The following is a 23066-nucleotide window of genomic DNA, read 5'->3' as shown; positions in this document are numbered from 1 at the left end:
CTACTCTCCATTATTTAAAAATGCAGCAAGTTGAGTGGTATTACTTTGTATCTCGTGAGGTAGCGCGGTATCGAGTAACTTTTCCAACTGAATTTCTAGCTCTATCTGTTTTCTTGGCTGTAAGGATTGCTCAATGTTATCCAGTACGAACAGATAGTTATGGGTCGGTGATGGTAATATTTTATAGTTTCTGAAAACTTCTTGAGCTGCAGCTGCCAATTTCGCTGTGGTGAGTTCGCAAGTTGGCAACGCATAGTAAGTGAGAACGGGGTTTATCGAGTAACATAATAGCAGTTCAGTGATAACTTCATAGACGTTAATTTCGTCTGTTACTTCGACTTTTTCTATGGTGATCAGATAGAACTCTTCGTCTTTTGGATTGCTGCGGATCTCACATCTTAAAACACCAAGAGGAGTGTGGTAGATGCCATTACCACTAAAGCATGCCGAGAACTCTGCAAGTATCTGAGATTCTATGTCTTTGCTGAGATTATGTTCGACAACTTGGCCTTCATTATTGATTAATACCCGTGGGCAATCACGCTTTTTTAGTTGTTCCTGTAAAACCGTTTTAAAATAATTATTATTGTATACGTCTATTGCTGCATTAACTTCTTCGAGTAATTTGTCGTTCTCCCATGGTTTACACAAAAACTTATGCGCAACCTTGCTGTTAATCATATCAATAAGCATATCGGAGTCGGTATAACCGCTAAGAATTAGGCCAATTGCACCAGGGTTTATTTTTTTGGCTCGTTTTAGAAAATCTCCACCATTCATTAGCGGCATTCTAAAATCAGAGATAATAACCTGAACGGGGTGCGTGTCTATGTACTCAAGAGCTTCAAAAGGATTATCAAAACTGACAACCTCTACCGAAGGCAGCCGTATGACTCGTTTTAACGCCTTAAGTATTGACGTTTCATCGTCTAATATCAGTACTTTGTAACTAACTAAAGTATTTGCTTCTGAGTTCATAGAAAAGCTCCAACCAATCTTGGCTCTTTTGATCAAAAAAGGTGTTGATCACCGTCTGATTGACTTCTTTATTGGTGATAGTGTCTACAAGCAACAATAGCTTAGTCGCATTGCAATCTGAGCTACCCACTTCTAGGGCATTAATGAGCGCATACAATTGATCTGTGATAGCTGACTCGTAGCCAATTAATGTGGCTGTATAAAGGGCGATGTGTAATTTCTCGATATAGCAACTCTGTGGGGAATGACATTGACTTTCGGTAATAAGCTGAGCTATTTCTGAGCCGAGCTCGCCAAGAAATAATAAGGATTGAACAAAAACAACGCGCTCAGAGTCAATTGATCCGTCATGTAGCTTATGTACCAATTCCTTAAGTAATTTGACCTTTCTAAAATTAATATCGCTTAACTGCTCACAGTTCGCGATATCATATCTGGCTGCAACCATATTGTGATAACACACAGAGACAATAATTGCAGACACTAAATCAACACCGAGGGTCTTAATTGCGGTAGAGAGGGAGTATTGCTTTGTCGATAATCCCACATAAGCACTGTTACACAGGTGGAATAATTTAGCTTGAATGAGCACCTCTTGTTCCAGCATTGCTTCAAGCTTGTGAAAATCTAAATCAATGTCTTCAATTTTACTTAGCAAGATAGGCAATTCGTTTTCAATGAAAGTTTCATTTAGGGCACGCTTTATTGCTTCACTTAATGGCAGCTCATTGAGCCGATAAAAAGCGGTGATAACCTCATCGAATTCTTCTCTTCTAAATGGCTTAGCGACGATAAAGGTAGCAGAAATTGAAGACTTACACAGTACCTTGCCTGTGGTATCGCCGGTTAATAACACGGTGAGGACTTGTGGATAACGGCGCCTCACGATATTGATTAATTCAACACCGTTAATCGATGGCATAAGGTAGTCACTCACTAAGATATCGATGCTTGCTAACGTATCTAGGGATTCTATGAATTGTTTAGGTGATGAAAAGGTCAATATTTCCGCGCCTTCTATGCTGATTTTGAAGTGGCGGTGGAGCGACTTCAACATTAACTCATCGTCATCAACGAGCACAATCCGTGGCACTTGGCTTTTAATAGACATAGTGAGTAAACTCCTCAAGTAAAACAGGTTTTCCGATGAGATATCCTTGTACTTCATCGCATTTTAACTGTTCTAGAATTTCAAGCTGTTCCACGGTTTCTATACCTTCAGCGACAACTTTTAATTCAAGGTCGTGAACTAATCGAATAACATTTTGGACAAGATCTCTAGCTGATTTTGAACTGTCGATGTTTTCAATCAGGCTTTTGTCAATTTTGATAACATCCACTGGCAATTTTGAAATATAGCCCAATGAGGAATAGCCCGTACCGAAGTCATCGATGGCAATGGAGAATCCGATTTCTTTTAATTGTAGTAATTTAGTTTTAGCTTGCTCGAGATTTTCTAAAACAAAGTTCTCGGTGATTTCTAACTCGAATTGCTCGGGTTTGAGCGAATACCTTTCAATAATCGAATACATGGTTTGTACAAAGCAGGGATCGGAAAGTTGATAAGGTGAAACATTCACTGCGACTTTTTGGATCTCTAGTTCTTCCTTTTGCCATTCGCACAGTGCGATACACGCCTGCTCAAGCACCCAAGTTCCTATTTTGACTATTTGTCCGTCTTTTTCTGCCAACGGAATAAAATAATCTGGTGAGTTAGCGCCAAACTGGGTGTTCTTCCAGCGAATTAACACTTCACAACTATTGATTGAATGTTCATTTAAATTAAGTTTAGGTTGGAACCTTAGATAAAACTCATCATTATCAACGGCGTTAAATAATGCTTCAGAGACTTTATGCTCGTTTAGTTTTTCTGAAAGCAGTGATTGCGAATAACGCATATAGAAATCAGTGCGTGACTCGCAAACAAATTGGGTATAGATAACTAAGCTGTCTATTGCTTCCGAGAGTGGCTGCTCAGGCTCAATCATGGTGTACGAGACAGAGAACTTGATTTGGATATTTTTGCGAATGAAAAATTGTTTAATTGAGTTGATTAACTCATCTAAAAATTTGTGTACCTCAATCTCACTTTGCACTGAATCTAGCCAGAAAATGGCTTGATCAAAGCTGATTTCAAGCATCGAAAAATGAGTCGCTTCGCTCAGTAGAGCATGATCTATGATTTTTTTAAACGTATCAGAATATATTGGGGTATTGGAAATAATATTCTTAACCAACAAATCTCGAATTTTCAGGCAGATCATGACAGAGTTATCGGTGCGATTGATATGTTCAAGAAAGCCCAGTTTGCTCTGATAGAAGTTAGGATATTTATCCTGCTCGCTGGAGAGGGGTTTAATGATAAGTAAGTAGCTGGATTCTGTTTTTAGCTTGAGCTCAACTTGGCATAACACCCCTGAGCTTTTTAGTGTTGCAATTCTGCGCTCAGTAAAATCATCAAGGCATTTATCACTTTCAAAATTAAACAGTTGAAAGAAATTGCCTTTATTGACCTCGTTCAACACTAATTCCGTGTAAGCGTAATTGCAATCGATGACATTACCTATGGTATTTACTTCGACTAAAGGTGCATTATTATTACGCAGAATTTGGGTTTTTAATTCGTTTTTGTGATGGTTTGTGAGTGCCGCTTCTATCGTTGTGTACAGCTCTTCGTTATTCCAAGGCTTGGATAAAAACTTAAAGGTATTATTCGCGTTGATCAGCGACTTCATATCGTCATAATCAGCTTGCCCACTGAGCACGATGCATTCAATACTAGGATCATGCTTTTTCACTTCTTGGATAAGCTCTTGGCCATTCATGTTGGGCATTCTGAAATCAGTAATAAGCACATGAGGTTTGTGCTCTTGTATCAAACTGAGCGCTTGTCTCGGGTCATCGGTATATACCACTTCATAGTGCTGCAAGCGCAGAGTGCGTTTAAGCGACTTTAGAATATCAATTTCATCATCAACCAACATGATAGGTGCATTCATAGCTACCCCTGTATTAGCGCATTAATTTTTTCTAACAGAATAGAGTTATCAAACGGTTTAGAAAGGGCATCGTTGGCGCCCATCGCTTTAGCCTTTTCAAGTTCTACATCATTTAACGCAGAGACCACTAAAATCTTAATCGCTTTAAATTCTTCTTTTTCGCGGATAAATGAGATCACTTCAAAGCCATCCATTCCCGGCATGGAAAGATCGAGCGTGATTAAACTTGGTTTAAACTCAGAGATGGCAATGCCAGCCATAAAGCCATCCCCAGCTTCTTGTATCAAATAATCGTTGCCTATCACTCGTCGTATCGCTTTTCTATACTGGGGCTCGTCATCAATGATAAGCACCTTAGCTAAATCCCGTTCTTTATCAGAGTGTAGTCCACTTTCTGCGATTTGATAGTCGCTAATAAAGTCTTGCGAAAGGGGGATTTTGTGCTTGTTTAAAAAGGATAAAAAGTCTTCAAGTAAGACACGGTAGTTACCGCGTCCAGGAAGCTTATGACCTTTTAATTCGCCATTGGCAATCCAACGACTCACACTGCGTTGGTGTACGTTACAGTAACTGGCGATTTCGCTTGGTTTAAGTGTTTGCATAGTCTTATTGCTTTAATTCTCTTACCTAATGGTATAGCACAAGAAAACTAATAAGACAAAAGCGACATTAGAGACAAAGAAAATAGAGTATGTTTGTGAGCAAAAGGTATCAAGGCGGGGAGCCTTGATACCATCATGTATGTATAAACCTATAACACCATCGCGGCTATCCAGCCAAAGCAGAGTAGTGGGATGTTGAAGTGAATAAATGTAGGCACCACGGAATCCCATATGTGATCGTGCTGGCCGTCGGCATTTAAGCCAGAAGTTGGTCCAAGTGTGGAATCTGATGCAGGAGAGCCCGCATCGCCTAGAGCGCCCGCGGTTCCCACCAAGGCGGCGGTAGCCATAGCAGAAAAGCCAACTTCTAGAGACAAAGGTACAAATAGCGTGGCAATGATTGGCACGGTTGAAAATGAGCTGCCAATTCCCATGGTAATAAGTAAGCCAACAAGCAAAATCATCGCAGCGGCAAGTGGTTTATTGTTGCCGACAAAATCAGCACAACTTGCTACTAAACTTGCCACATCACCCGTTGCTTTCATGACGGAGGCAAAGCCTTGAGCAGAGATCATGATAAAACCTATCATTGCCATCATCGCCACGCCTTTACTGAAAACATCGGAGTTTTGTTCCCATTTCACAATACCAAAGAGGCTAAAAATCATCACGCCAACGAGCCCTCCTAATATCATTGAGCCACTGTTATTTTGTGCAATGAGAGAAGCCAGCACCGCAGCGCCGCCGACGATCATCACTTTGGTTGCTTCTTGGCCTTCAGGTACTGTATTTGACTGAGTACTTTGCTGTTGACTCACTTCATAAACTCGCTTTTTACGATAAGTAATGAAAACGGCAATCAACAGGCCAATCAGCATACCAAGCGCAGGGATCACCATAGCGTATGGCACGTCGAACTTAACCAATTCTAAACCATTGTCTACAAGATTTTTATGCAAAATAGAGTAAAGATAAATGCCACCGAATCCATATGGCAACACCATATAGCTGGTCGCTAAGCCAAACGTTAAAATACACGCAATCGCACGACGGTCTATCGTCAGCTTGTTCAGTACGACTAATAGCGGTGGAATGAGGATAGGAATAAACGCAATATGGACTGGCACAAGGTTTTGCGACGCAATTGAGCAAGCCAAGATGATAACCATTATAAACATGCTTAAAAACGTTGAGCCTTCGCTATCATTAGCATTAACCAATTTGAGCAGCTTTTGCGCGAGGATTTGAGTTAAGCCAGACTTTGAAATAGCAACTGCAAACCCACCTAACATGGCATAGCTTAAGGCTATTTCTGCGCCGCCAGATAGCCCATCATTAAAGGCGTTTAAGGTTGTCTTCAAATCTAACCCGGCCACTAAGCCCGCAGCTATTGCACTGACGGTCATGGCGACAATTACATTTATTCTAAAGAGGGTTAACCCCAGCATGAGCAAGACGCCCAAAATAACAGCATTCATACTATTTTCTTGCCTTTCTTTTTATTGATTTATACAACCTCTTCAACTCACCAAGCTCAAGTTTATTAAGTGGTTTTTGTTGATACTGTGACTTTTCAATTAATTGATAAAACTGCCAAAGCGACGCATCTAACTCTGGAAATAACTTACATAACTCAACAATATGTTGTTTCGCCGTAGTGCCGCTTAGCTGCCCTTTGAAATCGGACACTATAGCATTGTAATAGACAAGTTCGATAGGGCGTTTATGCCGAGTAAGCTGCTTGCTGAGGTAAAATAGCGCAATTGAGAGCAAAAGCAGCATAAACAGGGAAAATATGCCGGCCCAAAGCTGACCTTTACTCCCAAACCACTCTTTAAACAGTGCGCCTTGCTTTTCTTTGTCAAAATTAATGACGACGCGAGTCCACTGATAGTCAAGCTCCTCGAGCTGTAATCGCAACCAATTAATAGATTGCCAATTAGACAACCCAATTAAGCTGTAGCCCAAACCGCTTTTGAACTCGCTCGATAATTGTTCTAACTGAGAAAGACTCCCTGTCATGCGCTCTGGGGCAATCCAGGCGGTTGGGTCTAAGCGTTGCCAGCCAATTCCCGGCGTAAAATATTCAACCCAAGCATGTGCGTCATATTGATAAACGCTGTAATAGCCTTGGTTGTCATTTTTTTCACCGCCCAGATAACCAGATACCAAGCGAGCGGGGATACCCGCGCTGCGTAGTAGAAATGCCGCGGCAGAGGCGTAGTGACCGCAAAATCCATTAAACGAGCTAAATAAAAAGTCATCAATCCTATCATCAGATTGCGCTGTAGTTGGTGTTAGGGTATAGACGAAACCATTTTGCAAAAAATAGCGCTTCATTAATTCAATGAATTGGCTCGTTGTTGTCGATTGACTGTCCCAATCGCGCGCCAGTTGCCTTGCTTGTTGATTAATGCCGTCAGGTAATGCGGTATTACGTCTATAATACCAAGGCCTTAACGAATCTAGGGGTTCAAAGTCAGTGAAATCGATTTGATACTCGACAGGTTTTGCTGATAGGTTTTTCAAATAGACCGTGCCAAACACGTTACTATTCAACTTCGCGTTTTTCGAATAAGAGTATGACAGGCCGTACAACCAGAGAAGTTGGCTTGGCTGCGCAATAATGGTTGCTGCGCCAATCGGCTCTTTGGGCAACGCTCTGATATTGGTACCTTGATACTCAGAGACTTTCCATTGCCGTCCGTCAAACTCATCATGAATAATTGCACGCCAATAGAAAGGTCCTGTTTGTTGAGTATCCTCTAATGACGCCCGAAACACCAAGTCGCTGGACTGGGATAAATTTGCGATATTGAAAGGATCTACATTCTCAGATAACCCTGTTTTTGCTTGATTCTGTGGTGCAGGTAACTGCCAAAATGCAGGGAGTTTTGGTAAAAAAACGACTAATAAAGTAGCCACGGGCAGCACCAATATCAATCCCTTTGCGCTTACCTTAAGCGCAGATTTGAACCTTAGGTTTTGCTCGAGATTAAGCATGATAGCTAAATTAACAGCCAGCAAAATCAATACTAGAAATGCTGCAAATATACTTTGTGTAAAAAGAAATAAGCACGGATAAGTGAAGAAATTCAAAATACATATTTGTGTAAATTGGCGGGCTTGCGTGGCATGCACTTGTTTCAGTAGCGATGCAACCAACATCAAAGCCACAAAAACATTCACGCTGTTTTTTAAACCTATTAATGAGGCCGTCGCAATGGCGCCTAGTAAAGTGACCAAGTTAATAAAACGAATGCTTAACACGCTTGGTTTAGTCACCAATCTTGATGCTTGCCACAGCGTTAAAACGGTACATAACCCGACAAAGCCGATACCAAAATCATCGACAAGAATAATGCTCAGCAGACATAAAAATAGTGACGTGCTGTAGTACCATTTTGGGAAGCTAGAATTCACTTAATGCCTCCAAGCAACATAGTTTATGGGTTTCACCCTGACCGAACGGGATCCTGTTCTGCTGAAGTAACAGGGCATAACTTGTTTGTTGCTTATCAGCGTCAAGCACCATAGTACAGAGCTTACTCAGACGTTCTTCTTTGCTGCCTGAAAGCTTAGAATAATCGAAAATAATGCGGTGTAAATCGGCCGACTCCGGTGCATTCTGCTTAATTAGCATCTGTTCCGTCTTGGCGTAATGCTTCCAAGAAACGCGGCTTAAACTCATCCCTTTTTGATATTGCGAGAGGTGGTCGAACTCAACTGAACGCTCTTTCTGTTGTATGCTTTGGCTAGTATTCGAAGCACTGCCGAAGCTAAACTCTGTGTCTACAACGGGCAATGGAGTAGGGTACACGTAGAAAGCATCGTTTGGTTTTATATACGACCAAGTACGAATAAGACCAAATGGGAAGTAGCTGAGGATTTTAATTACCCCCGTATCATATACACCACGAGGTAAATCAGGGGCGGCTAACTCAATAACTTTTTCATCACTCACTTTGGAAATATGGGTAGCCGTTTGGTTGTATTCACTTAATAGTCTGAGTGATTGGATCTCTGCGCTAGATGAAATACTGAGTCTAATAGATGAACTGTATGGGCTAAAATTAGCATTACTTCCCAAATATCGGACATTTGTATTGTTCAAGTTAAAAAAACCTAAAAATAGGGCGGCTATCATCATCACAGCCATAATGTAGGACACTGCAAGGATTAGGTTATTCTGATAGTTGATCCCCAATACAAAATTAAGCAAAGCCACAGCGATAAAAAAACCGCCATCCTTGGATGGCAGTATGTAGATATTATTATGAGATAACCGTATTTCTGAGCGTTGATGTCGTTTATAAATATGCTGCTTAACTTTCCGTTTCAAGCGGTTAATCATGCTTAATGTACCGGTACGTTTTGAAAGACCTGTGTCTTAACTTCTGCTTCATTCGTCGTGGTGATGCCAAGTCGATGGGCACAGACTGAAGTGAAAACCGCTTGAACGTCATCAGGTATGACGAAATCTCGACCACTAATAAACGCATATGCACGACTTGCGGCTGCAAGTGCAATGCTAGCTCTTGGCGACAAAGGATCGCTAAATTGACCTGAGCTTCGTGTGTAATTAACTAAGCGAAGGATGTAATCAATAATAGCGTCACTTAGCACAATGTTAGGCACAACTTGTTGATACGCCAACAGTGTTTTACCATCGAACACTTGTGGTGCTTGAGTCAATTTTCTCGCTTTTCCAGCTAATTTAATTAACTGCGCTTCTGCCATTTCCGAGGGGTATCCCAAGCTTATACGCATAAAAAAGCGGTCGAGTTGTGACTCAGGCAGTGGATGCGTGCCTGATTGATGCTGAGGATTTTGCGTTGCAATCACAAAAAATGGGCTAGGGAGCTCATGGCTTACGCCATCGATGGTTACTTGATGTTCTTCCATGGACTCCAACAAGGCGCTTTGAGTTTTTGGACTTGCGCGGTTGATTTCATCGGCCAGTAAAACTTGGCTGAAAATTGGACCAGGATGGAATTCAAAAGACTGATGTTCACGGTTAAAAATAGAAGTGCCGGTAATATCGGCTGGGAGTAGATCGCTAGTAAATTGCACTCGACGATATGTCAGACCTAACACATCAGCAAGAGAATGAGATAGCGTCGTCTTACCCATACCTGGTAAATCTTCGATTAGAAGATGGCCGCGACACAAAAGACTGCAGATCGCGAGTTTTATTTGTTCAGGCTTTTCTAAAATAACTGTAGAGAGCGCATCGGTAAGTTTCTTTATTTCTTCATTCATGTAACCAGCTCTAAACGCTTCATTACCGAATCCACTTTATGTGCATTGAAAGGTTTAGCGATAAAGCCCTTAGCACCAAGTTCCCAAGTATTTTGAACATTCTCCATACTATTATGGCCAGAGCACATGATGACATGTGCCACAGGAAAGTTTTCGTTGATGTAGGAAAGAATTTCGGTGCCATCTGTATCGGGAAGCTCAATATCTAAAAAGACAACACTGGGTTGTTTATGCTTTAGTAGCGGCTTTGCGGAATCAAAGTCTTCACAACCATAAACTTCTTCAAACCCTAAGTTCTCCAAAATCTGTGTCAGAAAATCTCTGATCTCAACAGCGTCATCAATTATCAAGATTGGTTCTAGCGGTCTTACAAATTCCATATGTCGATACTTCAAATTACAAATTCAACCACATACTATAAAAAGCGAAACCATAGCTCAATAGAAAATACAGTAAACTTTTTATTAATGTCCGATACCGTCTAGTATTGGACATTAGTAAGGTGCTTTATATGGTTTCTCACATAATTCATTGCATCCCATAATTTACGTTATGTTAAATTAAATAAATTTTAGATGAGGAAAGTCTACTCCCTTATAAAATCAAAGGTTCAGTATCGCTCGTCTGGTTGGTGTATAACTATTGCGATATTAGTTGCTTCTAATATGAGTCGTTTTGAAACCAAAAGTATTCAATGGAACACAATGCACTGGGCGAAACTAGAAATCTTAATTGGTATATCTAGTGAAACCGTTCTCTTCACTGAATAAGTATCTAGAAAGATGGGAGACAATAAAGCTACACTGTAACTTGTTGAGGCTTTATTGGCTCGAGTTATGTGGCTGCTTTTAATGAAGCGCTGCGCTAAATGGAATACCTTTGCAAATACGCGCTTCTGCAATGAGAATTTCTTCTAAACGGTTATCTATCGTTAATTTGTCGAAGTACTCGTAGCCGAGCTCCACAAAAAGATTTTTGTGTTTTTCTTCTGACTTGGCGATTGCAACATAAAAGTCTTTCTCTTTGCCTTCAGGAAGTGCTTCTGCAACTAAAGAAAAACGCTCATGGCCCCTAGCCTCAATTACTGCGCCGATCAGTAATCTATCAATTAAATATTCGTCAGTGCCTTGGCGGAACAATGCGCGCATTTGCTTTATATAGGGGTCTTTTTGGTCGTTTCCTAGTAGCGTACCACGCTCGGTTAAGATTTTAAGTACCTGTTTAAAATGGATCATTTCTTCTATTGCGAGATCTGCCATCGCTTTTACTAGCTTGATCCTGTCTGGGTAATGACCAAGCATTGCCATCGCCATTCCGGCTGCTTTTTTTTCTGCAGCGGCGTGATCTTGAAGAAAGGTATCAAAGTCGGCTAGGACTTTTTCAGTCCAGCTAAAAGGTGTGTGGTATTTTAATTCAAACATAATTCTATCTTGTATATACAGCTTGTGGTGAGTATAACAAACTCAGGCGCTCGAGCGAACTTGCATGCTAAAGAGCGCTATGTCTTTATCTGCTTTGCCATTACGTGTCGATTCCACTTTATTGGGGTGTGAAAACCACTTCCATGCAGTTACTTTACCACCGATATTGACATGCGGGATGGTCACTTTTTCTTGAGTTACGCCTATAAATTCGCCAAGCGTTTGCTCGGCATCAGTAGCGGTTAGATTGACCGCAATAAAAGGAATATGATTCATTTTTGCAAATCTAAGCACCCTATCATGATGCTTGCTATAACAATCCCGCCAATAACCATCGTCTTCAAAATGTTTGTCAAAATCAGGAAAAGTTTCAAAATAACAACGCTTAATGGTGTCGTTAAAGCCTCCTGTTTGTGACAGTAAGTTTTCTTTCATTGCCGTCATCAAACGCTTAATTGAGGGAAGCCATTGCTCAAAATCTCGTGTTAACTGGATTATTTTGGCTTCAGGATATAAAGCATATAATTTTTCATAATCAGCGAAAACGGGCGTGTCAGCAATAAATTCAGCATTGTCTAATGCTTGCCTTGTGTATGCCGTGTGTGCTGTTTTGTATCCAGCACCTAATGCAGCAATACACAGACTTGTTGTGCCCGTTCGTGGTAAACCTGTTACCAGAAATTTGTGTTTTGTCATATTTAGATAAAGTAATACACGAGGTTGAATGACGCTAAAATAAGTATTATCCCATATGTTGTCGCCATCGCTACTTTTCTGATTGAAAAGTTAGCTTTATCGAGTGCAACTCGAGAAAACAAAAAAGCAATGCCAAAAGCATGAAGTAGATACGAATTGATTTGTTGAGTTTCGAGTAACAACATCATTAACAGTACGAACGGTGTTTACTCAAAAAAGTTGCCGTGGATCCGTATTGCACTTTGCAGTTCATCGATACCGCCATCTCCTAGTGATACTTTGTGTCTGTGTTATATTATGTTAAAACTGAGTTTAATATAGAGCAATGCCGCATATAAACCGGTGATCATAAAAAGCCCTCCAATGGAGGGCTTAGTGTATAAGTTTAACTAGTTCACAGCCAGTATTACTCAATTAAGTAAACGGCATAAACTTCCGCGTTCAATGTAATTGCACCTGTGTTATACGCATTCTTGTAAGCGCCTTGATCTGCTTCCATTGCCATTGCTGCAGAGCGCACGTAAGGCTGAACTGGCGTTTGCATTGGTTGGAATGAAACTGAGTACAGTTTTGCCAATTCAACATCAAACTCGCCTGCCAGCTCTTTAGCTGCTTTCTTTGCATCTTTGATGGCGGCTTTTTTGAGGCTTTGCAGATACTTGCCTTCATTTTCAACACCAAATTCCGTGTTATTGAACTGATTTATGCCGCTGTCTACAAACTCTTGAAGCAACTCAGGGTATTTTTTGATGTCTTTAAGTTTTACAGTCAGGCTACGACTTACGCGAAAACCATCAAACTCTTCTTCGTTTGATTCTCGATTGTAGCGTGTCTGTCTGTAGACATTCAGCTGATCTGCGTGAATATCGTCTTCTTTAATATCGAAGCGTTTAGCGATTTCGATGGCCTTAGCCATAATCTTATCGACGTTTTCTTTAGCTGTGGGCAGCGACTTTTGCTTTTCAGTAATGGCAACGCGGATGGTTGCAATATCGGGTTGTACTTGAATAAATGAAGTGCCTTTAACATATAAATGCGGCGAGTCAGGCAATGCGCCTGCAAAGCTAAATCCAGATAAACATAATGTCAGTAAGCCAGTTAAAATTCGCATCTTTTGCTCCTAAAATGTGATACCTGCATATTCAAGCATATTTCAATTAACAACTACTGAATTGGATTTCAGGGTAACAAACTTTAACAAAATGAGCCGTTGTCACTTTGAGAAGTCATATGTAACGCTCTTAAACTTACGAGTGATTAATAAACAAAATCGCCGCCAATGTGAGTTGGCGGCGATTTCTGTTTTAGCTAAGTAAAAGTAATTAAACGCTACAGCGTTTGTAATTTCTATACTTAGGGAGCCAATAGTTTTTCTCTATCGCTGCCCAAATTGCGTCGTCTTCCATTTCAAGTGCAACGCCCTCTTCCATTGCCTTTTTAGCAACTGCAAAAGCAATGCGCTTACTCAACGGTTCAATTTCAGTTAGTGCTGGTAGTAGGCTACCTTTGCCGGTATTAGCACGTGGTGATGATTCAGCAAGCATTTCGCTAGATACCATCAACATGCTATCTGTAATACGGTTCGCTTTAGCTGCAAGTACACCAAGGCCGATCCCTGGGAAGATATAACTGTTATTACATTGCGGTATGATGATTGTTTGCTCACCATGTACTACCGGTTCAAATGGGCTTCCCGTAGCAACAATTGCTTGACCATCAGTCCACTCAATTACATCTTTTGGATGTGCTTCAACCTGGCGTGATGGATTACTTAATGGGAAAATAATTGGCTGTTTGCACCCTGCATGCATCGCACGGATCACTTGCTCTGTGAATAGGCCCGCTTGACCTGATACACCAATTAAGATGTCTGGTTTTGCACAATGCATTACATCTAATAAAGATGCAAATTCACCACTGTATGTCCAATCCGCAAGGTTTGCTTGTTGTTGAACTAGCGCTTCTTGGAAATCTCTTAGCCCTTCCATGCCTTCTGTCAGAAGGCCAAAACGGTCCACCATAAACACTTGGCTTCTCGCTTGCTCGTCGGTTATTCCTTCTGAAATCATTTGGCTAATGATTTGCTCAGCAATGCCACAACCAGCGGAGCCTGCGCCAACAAACACTACTTTTTGTTCCGAGAGCTTTGCCCCTTTCACACGGCAAGCGGCTAACAGCGAACCCGCAGTAACCGCAGCGGTGCCTTGGATATCATCGTTAAAGCTACAAATTTCATCGCGGTAACGTTTCAATAGTGGCATTGCGTTAGGTTGTGCGAAATCTTCAAACTGTAACAGCACATTAGGCCAACGGCGTTTAACCGCTTTAATGAATAGATCTAGGAATTCGTCATATTCAGCTTGGCCGATACGTGGGTGTCTTGCCCCCATGTACATTGGGTCATTGAGTAGCTTCTCGTTGTTTGTCCCTACGTCAAGCATAACAGGCAGCGTGTAAGCAGGGCTGATCCCACCACATACGGTGTAAAGTGCCAGCTTACCGATAGGAATACCCATACCACCAATACCTTGGTCGCCAAGGCCTAAAATACGTTCACCATCTGTAACCACGATAACTTTTACTTTGCCTTTAGTGGCATTTCGTAAAATATCATCGATTTGATAGCGGTCTTCATAAGAAATAAACAAACCACGAGAGCTGCGATAGATATCAGAAAACTTCTCACATGCATCACCTACTGTTGGGGTGTAGATGATTGGCATCATTTCTTCCAAATGATCACGTACTAAGCGGTAATACAGCGTTTCATTGTTGTCCTGAATAGCGCGCAGGTAAATGTGCTTGTTTAGGTTGTCGCTAAAGCTTGAATATTGCTGATAACAACGCTCAACTTGCTCTTCAATTGTTTCGTAACGAGGAGGAAGTAGTCCCGCTAAGTTGAAATTTTCACGCTCGCGTTGAGAGAATGCACTCCCTTTGTTAAGCAGTGGCGTTTCTAATAGTGTAGGACCTGAATAGGGAATGTAGAGATAATTTGGATCGGTTTGTTTAGTCATATTTACAAGCTTGACACTAATTTTTTAGTCTAAGGGTTCATTATTGTCGAAAAGGATTAAATTACAATGAATTTAGTGCTCATCAGACCATTATTAACGCGCTCCAGAGCACGTTAAACGCATTTTTCTGGAACGCAAAATTATAGCCTAAAAGCACTTAAGAAACCACGGCTTATTCGCTGCTTTCACCGAGTGCAACACCTTCTCTTCTTGGATCTGCGCCACCGATTAAATGTGTTCCACGAACCTCAATGGCATGTAGTCCTGAGTTTAAGTCGCGGATCTGTACTTCATGGCCTTTTTTCTCAAAGTAAGGTGCTTGTTTTGTCAGCTCAGTGCCTTTTTCCAGCGTTGTGTACTTATTGCGATTGGTGATTTTTGGTAAATCAATCGCAGCCTGAACAGATAACCCCCAGTCCAGTACACCAACTAAGGTTTGAGCAACATAGTTGATAATACGGCTGCCACCCGGTGAGCCGACTATCAATTTAAGCGACCCATCTTTGTTAAACACCATTACAGGTGCCATAGAACTTCTTGGGCGTTTGTTTGCTTCTACCCGGTTAGCGACCCATTTATCCCCTACTTTTGGAGAAAGCGCAAAGTCGGTTAATTGGTTATTGAGTAAATATCCGTTGACCATCACCGTCGAGCCAAATGCCATTTCTATCGAGCTTGTCATAGAAATAGCATTACCCTCTGCATCTACAATCGACACATGGCTGGTCGAAGGTAATTCATAACTATCATCCATAGCATAAGCGAGTGTGCCCGAAGTTGGGTCGCCTACTGGAAAGTCGTGATTATCCATTTCACCGATAAGTTTGCTACGGCCTAATAGATATTGTTCGTTAAGCAATTCTTTTGCTGGCACTTCAACAAAATCAGGATCAGCAACGTAAAAATCTCTATCGGCAAACGCTAGGCGAGATGCTTGAGTAAAGAGGTGCAAGGCTTCTGGGTCGTTTGCCTTATACTTACCTAGGTCGTACGGTTCCAGCAGTTTCATCATTTGCAAAACGGCAATACCACCACTGCTAGGCGGTGCCATAGAGCAAACTTTATATACACGATATTCCGTACAGATAGCGTCTCGGGTTTTGCTTTTATAATGTTCTAAGTCGCTCAGCGCCAATTTGCCAGGTGCGATTTCAGACTTTTGCACAGCTTCTACTAATTGGGTGGCATTTTGCCCTTCATAAAAGGCTTGGATCCCTTGTGTTGCTACTCTGTAGTATAGGTTTGCCAAAGGCAGATTCTTTTTAAGGGTCCCTGGTTGTAGTGCTTTACCATTCGGATAGAAATATTCTTTTGCAGGACTGAGCTTTGTCAAACCTGGGTTGAGTTTTTTCTCAAGCAGCATATTTAAACGTGGAGAGACGATAAATCCGTCTCGAGCTAATTCAATCGCCGGCTTGAATAATTCCTGCCATGGCAGTTTACCGTATTTGTCATGTGCTGATTTAAACGCGTGCAGAATACCAGGCACACCAACAGAGCGACCGCCCACCACAGCCTCAATCCATCTAACCGCATTACCCGTATCATCTAAAAACAGATCAGGGCCGGCAAGTTTTGGTGCAGTTTCTCTACCATCAAAACTAATTAATTCATTGCTTTTCTTGTCGTAGTGCAGGATAAAAGCCCCGCCACCTACGCCTGAAGATTGCGGCTCAACTAATGTAAGCACAAGTTGAGTCGCTATCATAGCATCAACCGCACTTCCCCCTTTTGAGAGCATCAATTGACCTGCTTTACTCGCATAGGGGTTGGCAGCAACGACCATGTACTTTTCTGCGGTGCGTGCTTCTTTAGATTGGAAACCTGTTGCGGCTTCCGGCTCTCTAATTTCGATTTTTTGTTGCTCAGCTAAGGTGTTGGTTGAAAAGCTGAATGCGGCAATCACGGTTAGTGATGCAAGTGTATGTTTCATAATACCCACTTTGCTTACGTCTTATATTTGGCATCATAAAAGCAATTAGGCACAATATGCAAAAATAATAACGTGAAATCGTATGTTTGAACTTCCAACGAACAAAGAATATCTCATTGGCCCTGCGTCTTTGGCGATATTGTCAACAATACTGATGTTGTTCGGGCTTGGCCCGCACTTAGATTTCGACAGAAACGCAATTGCTGATGGTGAAATATGGCGTATTTTGAGCGGTCAGTTTACCCATAGCAATTGGTATCACTTGATGCTAAACCTGCTTGGTATCTTATTTATTTGGCTATTACATGCCGAATATACAACTCTAAGAAAGTATTGGCTGAATGTGCTTTTTCTTGGCCTCTTTACCGGGCTCATGATTTTGCTATTTTCGCCAAACATTGTTGTATATACAGGCTTGAGTGGCTTATTACATGGGCTTATCGTATGGGGAGCACTTGAAGATATTAAGCGCAAGCTAACAACTGGATATCTGTTGTTTATTGGTGTGTGGGCAAAGATATGTTGGGAGCAATATGCGGGTGCAAGCACAGATGTAGCCAAACTGATAGACTCGAGAGTCGCCATTGAAGCACATCTATTTGGTGCAGTTGGTGGTGTGGTTTTAGCTGTTATCTATTTATTTTATAAAACAAAAAAGCCAGCTTAAGCTGGCTTTTTATCCACCCATTTGATTACAAGTTTTCTTTGAACAACTTGTATATACGACGGTATTCATCCAACCAACTTGATGGCTGTCTAAAGCCATGGGGCTCAACTGGATAAATCGCCGTTTCAAAGTCTTCCTTTTCTAGCTCAATCAGACGTTGCACTAAGCGCACAACATCTTGGAAAAACACGTTGTCATCAACCATAGGTGCATTGATCAGAAGCTTGTTTTTCAAACCTTCAGCATGATAGATAGGCGAACTGCGTTTGTATGCAATTGGGTCAACATCGGGGCGATTAAGGATATTTGAGGTGTACGGGTCGTTGTAATAGGCCCAATCGGTGACTGGACGTAAAGCAGCGCCTGCTTGGAATAGATCGGGCTGAGTAAATAGCGCCATAAATGTCATAAAGCCGCCGTATGAACCACCATAAGTACCTACAGCGCCACGATCAACATTAGCGTTGTTCACCATCCACTCGACACCGTCTGCTAAATCTTCGATTTCTGGTTTACCCATATGACGATAGATTGCCGTTCTCCAATCTCGGCCATAGCCCTTAGAGCCGCGATAGTCCATATCCATAACGACATAGCCTTCGCTCGCGAGGAGTGAATGGAACATAAACTCTCTAAAGTAGTTAGACCAACCCATATGAGAGTTCTGCAAATAACCCGCACCATGGTTAAAGATCACAGCCTTACGATTCTTACCCGTTTCGCCTTCTTGATAATCTGCTGGGTAATATACTTTTGCGTAGACAGGCTCACCTTGATGGCTTGAAGGAACCGCGACAATCTTAGGTGCAATTAGCTTCTTATTTAAAAACGCATCAGAGACTGTATTAGTGAGTCGTGACACCGCTGCTTTTGGCGCTGCATCCGCCACATAAAGTTCTGGAGGCATCATGATTTTTGAGTGAGTTAACAACAGCTTTTGCTCATCTGGGCTTAGCTGGTAATCAGTCAGGCCATCTAAATCAGTTAACTGCTCATCTTCACCGCTTGCTAAATTGACGCGATAAATTTCGTATAAACCTGGGTGATCTTTATTGGCTTTGTAATAAACAAATTGACTATCTTGGGTTAAGGTTGGTTCAGAAACCACAAACTTCCCTGAAGTCATTGCTTTTGCTTTGCCGTTAAGCGGCTTAACATAAAGCTGACTATATCCAGTTTGCTCTGAAAGATAGTACAACGCGTCTTGGTTGCTTAACCAACCAAAATCATTGTAGGTGTAATTGATCCATGCTTCATCGTGTAGGCGGTGCTGAGAAACGAATTGTTGTTTATCAAAATCAACAGTTGCTAACCATCTGTCTTTATTATCCCAAGCACCAAGCATCACTGCGACTTGAGAACCGTCACTATTCCATTGGATAGCGGATTGACTCCAGCCCCATGTGTCGATCAAGTTGATATCACGTGGTGCTTTTTCACTCTTATATGATTCACCTTTTGCCTTAGCATTTTCGCGTTTCACCTCGGCTAGTACATCTTCATCAAAGCCAGGCAAAGTATCATAGCTCAGCGTGACTTGCTCTGATTTTGCTAAATCAATGAAAATAACATCAGAACTCATTGGTTTTGTGTCTGCAACGCGGCGGCGAGCTTTTACCGGATCAATGTCACCGTTTTGACTCACGTAGTTAGGCATGATGTCAGAGTCTGAACGGCTTGGTTTATCATCGGTGATCACAGCGATTAACTTGTCACCTGTCGGTGCTAAGCTAACTGAGATAAGTGTTTTTCCTTTACCTAGATAAAACTGATTATCTTGGATGCTTGCGTTATTCGCTTCTATCTCTTGATTTCTCGCTTCTCGATCTTTGCTGTTTTTGTGCGTTAGCGCGACGAATTGAATCAGTTTGTGTTGCTGCTCAGCGATATATCCATTTGGCTCTTTCACTCCTTCAGGCTTATCCGCTAAATGTAACTTTACCAGTTCTTTCGTTAAGCCAGTGGCTATATCAAACGCAAATAGCGCATTGCCTGAACGGTAAGCTAATCGGTTATCACTTAAGAATTTCGGTGCATACTCATAGTTCGAAGAATGAGTAACTTGTGTCAAAGCGCCAGACTTCAGGTTTTTAACGAATATGTTGCCTTTAAATTCATAAGATTGTAGCGTCCGACCTTTATTATAAATCGCGTTTGCAGCACCAACGGCATGCAAATCTGACAGCGAAACTGCTTCGCTTGTTTGTGCGCTACTGACTTTAAATAGATCTCTTAACTCTGAGCCAGCTTGCTTACGCTTATAGAAAACGGTTTTGCTATCAGCTCCCCAGTATGCGCCTTCTGGTTGTCTTCCCAACCAATCAGGATGCGCCATTGCTTGTTTTAAGGTGATCTGCTCACCACCGAAATCAACAGGAGTCGCAACAACTTGTGGGACTGGTGAATTGGCTTCAACTTGTTGTGGTTTTGGGCTTACTTCAGTGGTTTGACAGCCTGAAAGGAATAAACCTGAAGCGACAGCCATCGAGATAAGAGAGAGTTTCAACATGTGACTTTCTTATAATAGTTAAATTTGCCTAATTTAAGCAGAAAGCCAGCGGAATATCGACAGATTTAAGATTAAAAGCACGATGGGTGGGACAAAAAAAGGCCAGCATAGGGATGCTGGCCAAATACTCTCTGCGCTCACATAGTCGTTGATGGACAACGAGTATGAAATGAGGCCTATCCGCGCCTCACAATAGTAGACCGCACTATCAGAAAAGAGTTCCAAAAATAACAGTAAAAAAATTAAATTTTTTATATCTACCCTGAGCTCTGTTATAAAGAATGAGTTAACTCAATAGATATCATAAGCTTAGGTTTTTAGTTAACAATGGACCTTTTTTGCTAAAAACAGTAGTACTAATTCAAAATTAATTGCTGAGCGGTTTCCATAACCCCAGGGTAGTCTGCCTCAGGCAAGATGTCAGCAAGCTCTGCCAGTGCTTCACCTAACTTATGCAGTGAGTCAGCTGACACGTTGATATGCCCCATTTTTCTGCCCGGTTTCGCATCTTTGCCATACCAGTGACTGGTTGTCCCTGAGACAGCAAGAACTTGTGATGGAATGTGACTTTGCCCTAACACATTAATCATCGCGGTTGGGCGAAGCAGCCTTGTATCACCAATCGGTAAACCGGCAACGGCACGAATATGGTTTTCAAACTGGCTTACATGGGCGCCTTGTTGTGACCAATGTCCTGAGTTATGTACCCTAGGCGCTATTTCATTAACCAATAGTTGATCTTCAACATCGAAAAACTCAATAGCAAGTACACCAACATAATCGAGTGCATTCGCGAGTTTCGAAAATGCGTCTTCCGCTTGCGCTTGAATATTGGCTTTCTCTTTCCCGGCAATTGATAAGGTCAGTACACCATTGGTATGCTGGTTTTCAGTCAAAGGATAAATTTTACATTCGCCATTTTTAGCACGCACACCAATAATCGACACCTCACGGTCAAACGGTATCATTTTTTCAGCAACGATAGAGTGAGGCTGTGCTTCAGTGCCTGCTTGCAAAAACCCGGACATTTCGGCCCAAATATTGTCTATTTCAGACTCTGATTTTACTCGCCATTGCCCTTTCCCATCATAGCCTGCTTGACAGGTTTTAACGACTAAAGGCATACCTAACTCATCAATCGCTGTGAGAAAATGCGCTTTATCCGTAATAATTTTAAAAGGAGCACAAGGCACAGATGTTTTATCTAGTAGTGCTTTTTCTTTCGCGCGATCACCACCGGTGGCTATTGCTTCTGCGCCAGGGTAAAACTTACCGCTTTGTTCGCAAAGCGCCAAAACATCATGTGGAATATGTTCAAATTCGGCAGTGATGGCATCAGCATTGTCAATGGCTTGCTGTAATGACCCTGGTGTGGTTGCAAAGGTAACGGGGTTTATTACCGTTTGGCTACCAACATCATAAGCCAGCACTTTTATATCAAGATGAGTTGACGATAGGCTCATCATACGGGCTAACTGTCCCGCCCCTAAAACAAGAATATTCATGTTATTTCGCAGGATCTGGATTAGCTAATACCGTTTCTGTTTGTTCTTTTCTGAACGCTTCTACTTTTGCAAAAATTTCTGGCTGCTGACAACCTAAAATTTGAGCAGCTAGCAAACCTGCGTTTGCAGCACCAGCGTCGCCAATCGCTAACGTACCTACCGCAACACCTTTAGGCATTTGGCAAATTGATAGCAATGAGTCCACGCCATTTAGCGTTTTTGATTTTACTGGAACGCCAAGTACAGGCAGACTTGTGAATGCTGCCGCCATACCCGGTAGGTGTGCAGCACCGCCAGCACCGGCAATGATAACTTTGATCCCACGTTCTGCTGCTGTCGAAGCATAATCCGCTAAAAGCTGTGGAGTACGGTGAGCTGAAACTACTTTAGTTTCATAATCAATACCAAATTTATCTAACATTTCAGCTGCATGTTGCATTGTAGGCCAGTCTGATTTTGAGCCCATAATGATGCCAACGGTCATAATAATTCCTCGACTAATTTTGAACGATACAGGGCTAAGGTCCTTCACACCTTAGCTGCGGGCATTATACCTGAGTTCGTCTTTAATGCGAAGAATCAACTTATTGCAATTATCACGCGATGGCACCCTGAGTTATTTAGACACCACCAATTCTTCAATACTTAATGCTTTCGCACGCTTAAAGTGAGAGAAAAACGTTTTAGGACCCATAATTAAGCATAGCACCACAAGGCCACCTGGGATCAGCACCATTTTTAAAGCTGGACCAAGAATATAGCTGTAAAAAAAGATAAAAGGGATGAACAGAATGTATCCGATGAATAAGCTCAAATATTGCATAACAACTCCTATTGAAATTTAATGAGCACGCTCAATTATAATAATGAGCGCGCTCATTATTTGCAAACTTTATCTCTTAAATAATCTGGAATTGTGCTACACTCTCTTCGCAAATAAAAAGGTAACCATATGAAAAAAAGAGAAATTACGTACAATAAAATTCTCAGTGCTAGTTGGCAACTTTTTCAAGACAATGGTTTTGAAAACACCACTACTCGGCAAATTGCCCAAGCAGCAAACGTGGCAACGGGAACGGTTTTCTCTCACTTCCCTACTAAGCTCGACATGCTCAAAGTCGCAATGCATAACCAAATAGATGAACTAATTAATGAAGCGAAAACATCAGATGAGCAGCATAGTGCCAGCTTAAAGTTACGCCACTATGCAAAGTATTTATTTGCTTTTTATCTTAGCAATAGAGATTTCAGTAAAGAGCTGCTTTGTGGGATTATTTGGCATAGCGAATTCTTTACGGGACAACTCAATTTGTTCAAACACTTGTTATTCAGTGAGCAGGAATACAATGAGTTGAAAGCAACCGTTATGATGGATTGCTACTTTATGACCTTATTAGAAGGATTAAGCAATGAGCATAGCTCTGTTGACCAGATGCTGCATTCCCTATCTCAGAAGCTGAAACTTGTTAGTCAATAA

20 protein-coding genes are annotated in these 23066 nt (G+C 41.6%); 2 read left to right on the top strand and 18 right to left on the bottom strand.

Going from position 1 to position 23066, the window contains the following annotated elements; translation table 11 throughout:
* The 14 genes from MHN30_RS09480 to ggt all read right to left on the bottom strand — a co-directional run bounded on the left by MHN30_RS09480 (window position 1) and on the right by ggt (window position 16908).
* Window positions 1-978, bottom strand: a complete 978-nt coding sequence (locus MHN30_RS09480; protein WP_239359355.1) for a response regulator — start codon at window positions 976-978, stop codon at window positions 1-3.
* Complete coding sequence (locus MHN30_RS09475; RefSeq protein WP_239359353.1) at window positions 950-2089, bottom strand: response regulator; 1140 nt, start codon at window positions 2087-2089, stop codon at window positions 950-952. Before MHN30_RS09475 ends, MHN30_RS09480 begins: the two co-directional genes overlap by 29 nt.
* A complete protein-coding gene (locus tag MHN30_RS09470) occupies window positions 2079-3977 on the bottom strand; it encodes an EAL domain-containing protein (RefSeq protein WP_239359351.1) in 1899 nt (632 codons plus the stop codon). Before MHN30_RS09470 ends, MHN30_RS09475 begins: the two co-directional genes overlap by 11 nt.
* 2 nt (window positions 3978-3979) lie before the next feature.
* Entirely contained in the window at window positions 3980-4579 is a 600-nt protein-coding gene (locus tag MHN30_RS09465; RefSeq protein ID WP_010372839.1) for a response regulator, read from the bottom strand.
* Between the two features lie 149 nt (window positions 4580-4728).
* On the bottom strand, window positions 4729-6057 hold the full coding sequence (locus tag MHN30_RS09460) for a Na+/H+ antiporter family protein (protein ID WP_239359350.1): 1329 nt from the start codon (window positions 6055-6057) through the stop codon (window positions 4729-4731).
* A 1-nt stretch (window position 6058) separates the two neighbouring features.
* A complete protein-coding gene (locus tag MHN30_RS09455; RefSeq protein WP_239359349.1) occupies window positions 6059-8002 on the bottom strand; it encodes a DUF3488 and transglutaminase-like domain-containing protein in 1944 nt (647 codons plus the stop codon).
* Window positions 7992-8921: a DUF58 domain-containing protein gene (locus MHN30_RS09450; RefSeq protein WP_239359347.1), complete on the bottom strand. Its 930-nt coding sequence runs from the start codon at window positions 8919-8921 to the stop codon at window positions 7992-7994. The genes MHN30_RS09455 and MHN30_RS09450 overlap by 11 nt, the downstream gene beginning before the upstream one ends.
* Before the next feature lie 14 nt (window positions 8922-8935).
* A complete protein-coding gene (locus MHN30_RS09445) occupies window positions 8936-9841 on the bottom strand; it encodes an AAA family ATPase (RefSeq protein ID WP_239359345.1) in 906 nt (301 codons plus the stop codon).
* The gene (locus tag MHN30_RS09440) at window positions 9838-10221 is read right to left on the bottom strand and encodes a response regulator (protein WP_010372856.1); all 384 of its coding nucleotides are present in this window, start codon (window positions 10219-10221) and stop codon (window positions 9838-9840) included. Before MHN30_RS09440 ends, MHN30_RS09445 begins: the two co-directional genes overlap by 4 nt.
* 468 nt (window positions 10222-10689) lie before the next feature.
* On the bottom strand, window positions 10690-11262 hold the full coding sequence (locus MHN30_RS09435; protein ID WP_130164081.1) for a tRNA-(ms[2]io[6]A)-hydroxylase: 573 nt from the start codon (window positions 11260-11262) through the stop codon (window positions 10690-10692).
* 42 nt (window positions 11263-11304) lie between these two features.
* Window positions 11305-11958, bottom strand: a complete 654-nt coding sequence (locus tag MHN30_RS09430; protein ID WP_239359343.1) for a sulfotransferase family protein — start codon at window positions 11956-11958, stop codon at window positions 11305-11307.
* Window positions 11959-12364: 406 nt separating this feature from the next.
* The gene (locus tag MHN30_RS09425; protein WP_017217386.1) at window positions 12365-13069 is read right to left on the bottom strand and encodes an SIMPL domain-containing protein; all 705 of its coding nucleotides are present in this window, start codon (window positions 13067-13069) and stop codon (window positions 12365-12367) included.
* Between the two features lie 211 nt (window positions 13070-13280).
* A complete protein-coding gene (locus MHN30_RS09420; protein ID WP_222243418.1) occupies window positions 13281-14975 on the bottom strand; it encodes an NAD-dependent malic enzyme in 1695 nt (564 codons plus the stop codon).
* A gap of 172 nt (window positions 14976-15147) precedes the next feature.
* A complete protein-coding gene (ggt, locus tag MHN30_RS09415; protein WP_239359341.1) occupies window positions 15148-16908 on the bottom strand; it encodes a gamma-glutamyltransferase in 1761 nt (586 codons plus the stop codon).
* A gap of 82 nt (window positions 16909-16990) precedes the next feature.
* Here ggt and rrtA point away from each other — a divergent pair, with 82 nt between their 5' ends.
* The gene (gene rrtA / locus MHN30_RS09410; protein WP_239359339.1) at window positions 16991-17575 is read left to right on the top strand and encodes a rhombosortase; all 585 of its coding nucleotides are present in this window, start codon (window positions 16991-16993) and stop codon (window positions 17573-17575) included.
* A gap of 25 nt (window positions 17576-17600) precedes the next feature.
* On the opposite strand, the gene MHN30_RS09405 is transcribed toward rrtA, so the two are convergent.
* From MHN30_RS09405 to MHN30_RS09390, 4 genes are all read right to left on the bottom strand, one after another.
* Window positions 17601-20084, bottom strand: a complete 2484-nt coding sequence (locus MHN30_RS09405; protein WP_239359337.1) for a prolyl oligopeptidase family serine peptidase — start codon at window positions 20082-20084, stop codon at window positions 17601-17603.
* Between the two features lie 356 nt (window positions 20085-20440).
* Complete coding sequence (locus MHN30_RS09400; protein ID WP_239359335.1) at window positions 20441-21589, bottom strand: 5-(carboxyamino)imidazole ribonucleotide synthase; 1149 nt, start codon at window positions 21587-21589, stop codon at window positions 20441-20443.
* A 1-nt stretch (window position 21590) separates the two neighbouring features.
* Window positions 21591-22073: a 5-(carboxyamino)imidazole ribonucleotide mutase gene (gene purE / locus MHN30_RS09395; protein ID WP_010372883.1), complete on the bottom strand. Its 483-nt coding sequence runs from the start codon at window positions 22071-22073 to the stop codon at window positions 21591-21593.
* Window positions 22074-22205: 132 nt separating this feature from the next.
* Window positions 22206-22412: a hypothetical protein gene (locus tag MHN30_RS09390; protein WP_017217380.1), complete on the bottom strand. Its 207-nt coding sequence runs from the start codon at window positions 22410-22412 to the stop codon at window positions 22206-22208.
* A gap of 129 nt (window positions 22413-22541) precedes the next feature.
* On the opposite strand from MHN30_RS09390, the gene MHN30_RS09385 reads away from it, so the two are divergent.
* Complete coding sequence (locus MHN30_RS09385) at window positions 22542-23066, top strand: TetR/AcrR family transcriptional regulator (RefSeq protein WP_045989660.1); 525 nt, start codon at window positions 22542-22544, stop codon at window positions 23064-23066.

The sequence above is a fragment of the Pseudoalteromonas sp. OF7H-1 genome, from assembly GCF_022347825.1.
GTDB classification, from domain to species: Bacteria; Pseudomonadota; Gammaproteobacteria; order Enterobacterales; family Alteromonadaceae; genus Pseudoalteromonas; species Pseudoalteromonas maricaloris.
The sequence above is the reverse complement of the archived record's forward strand: the minus strand, read 5'-3'. Positions and strand labels throughout refer to the sequence as shown.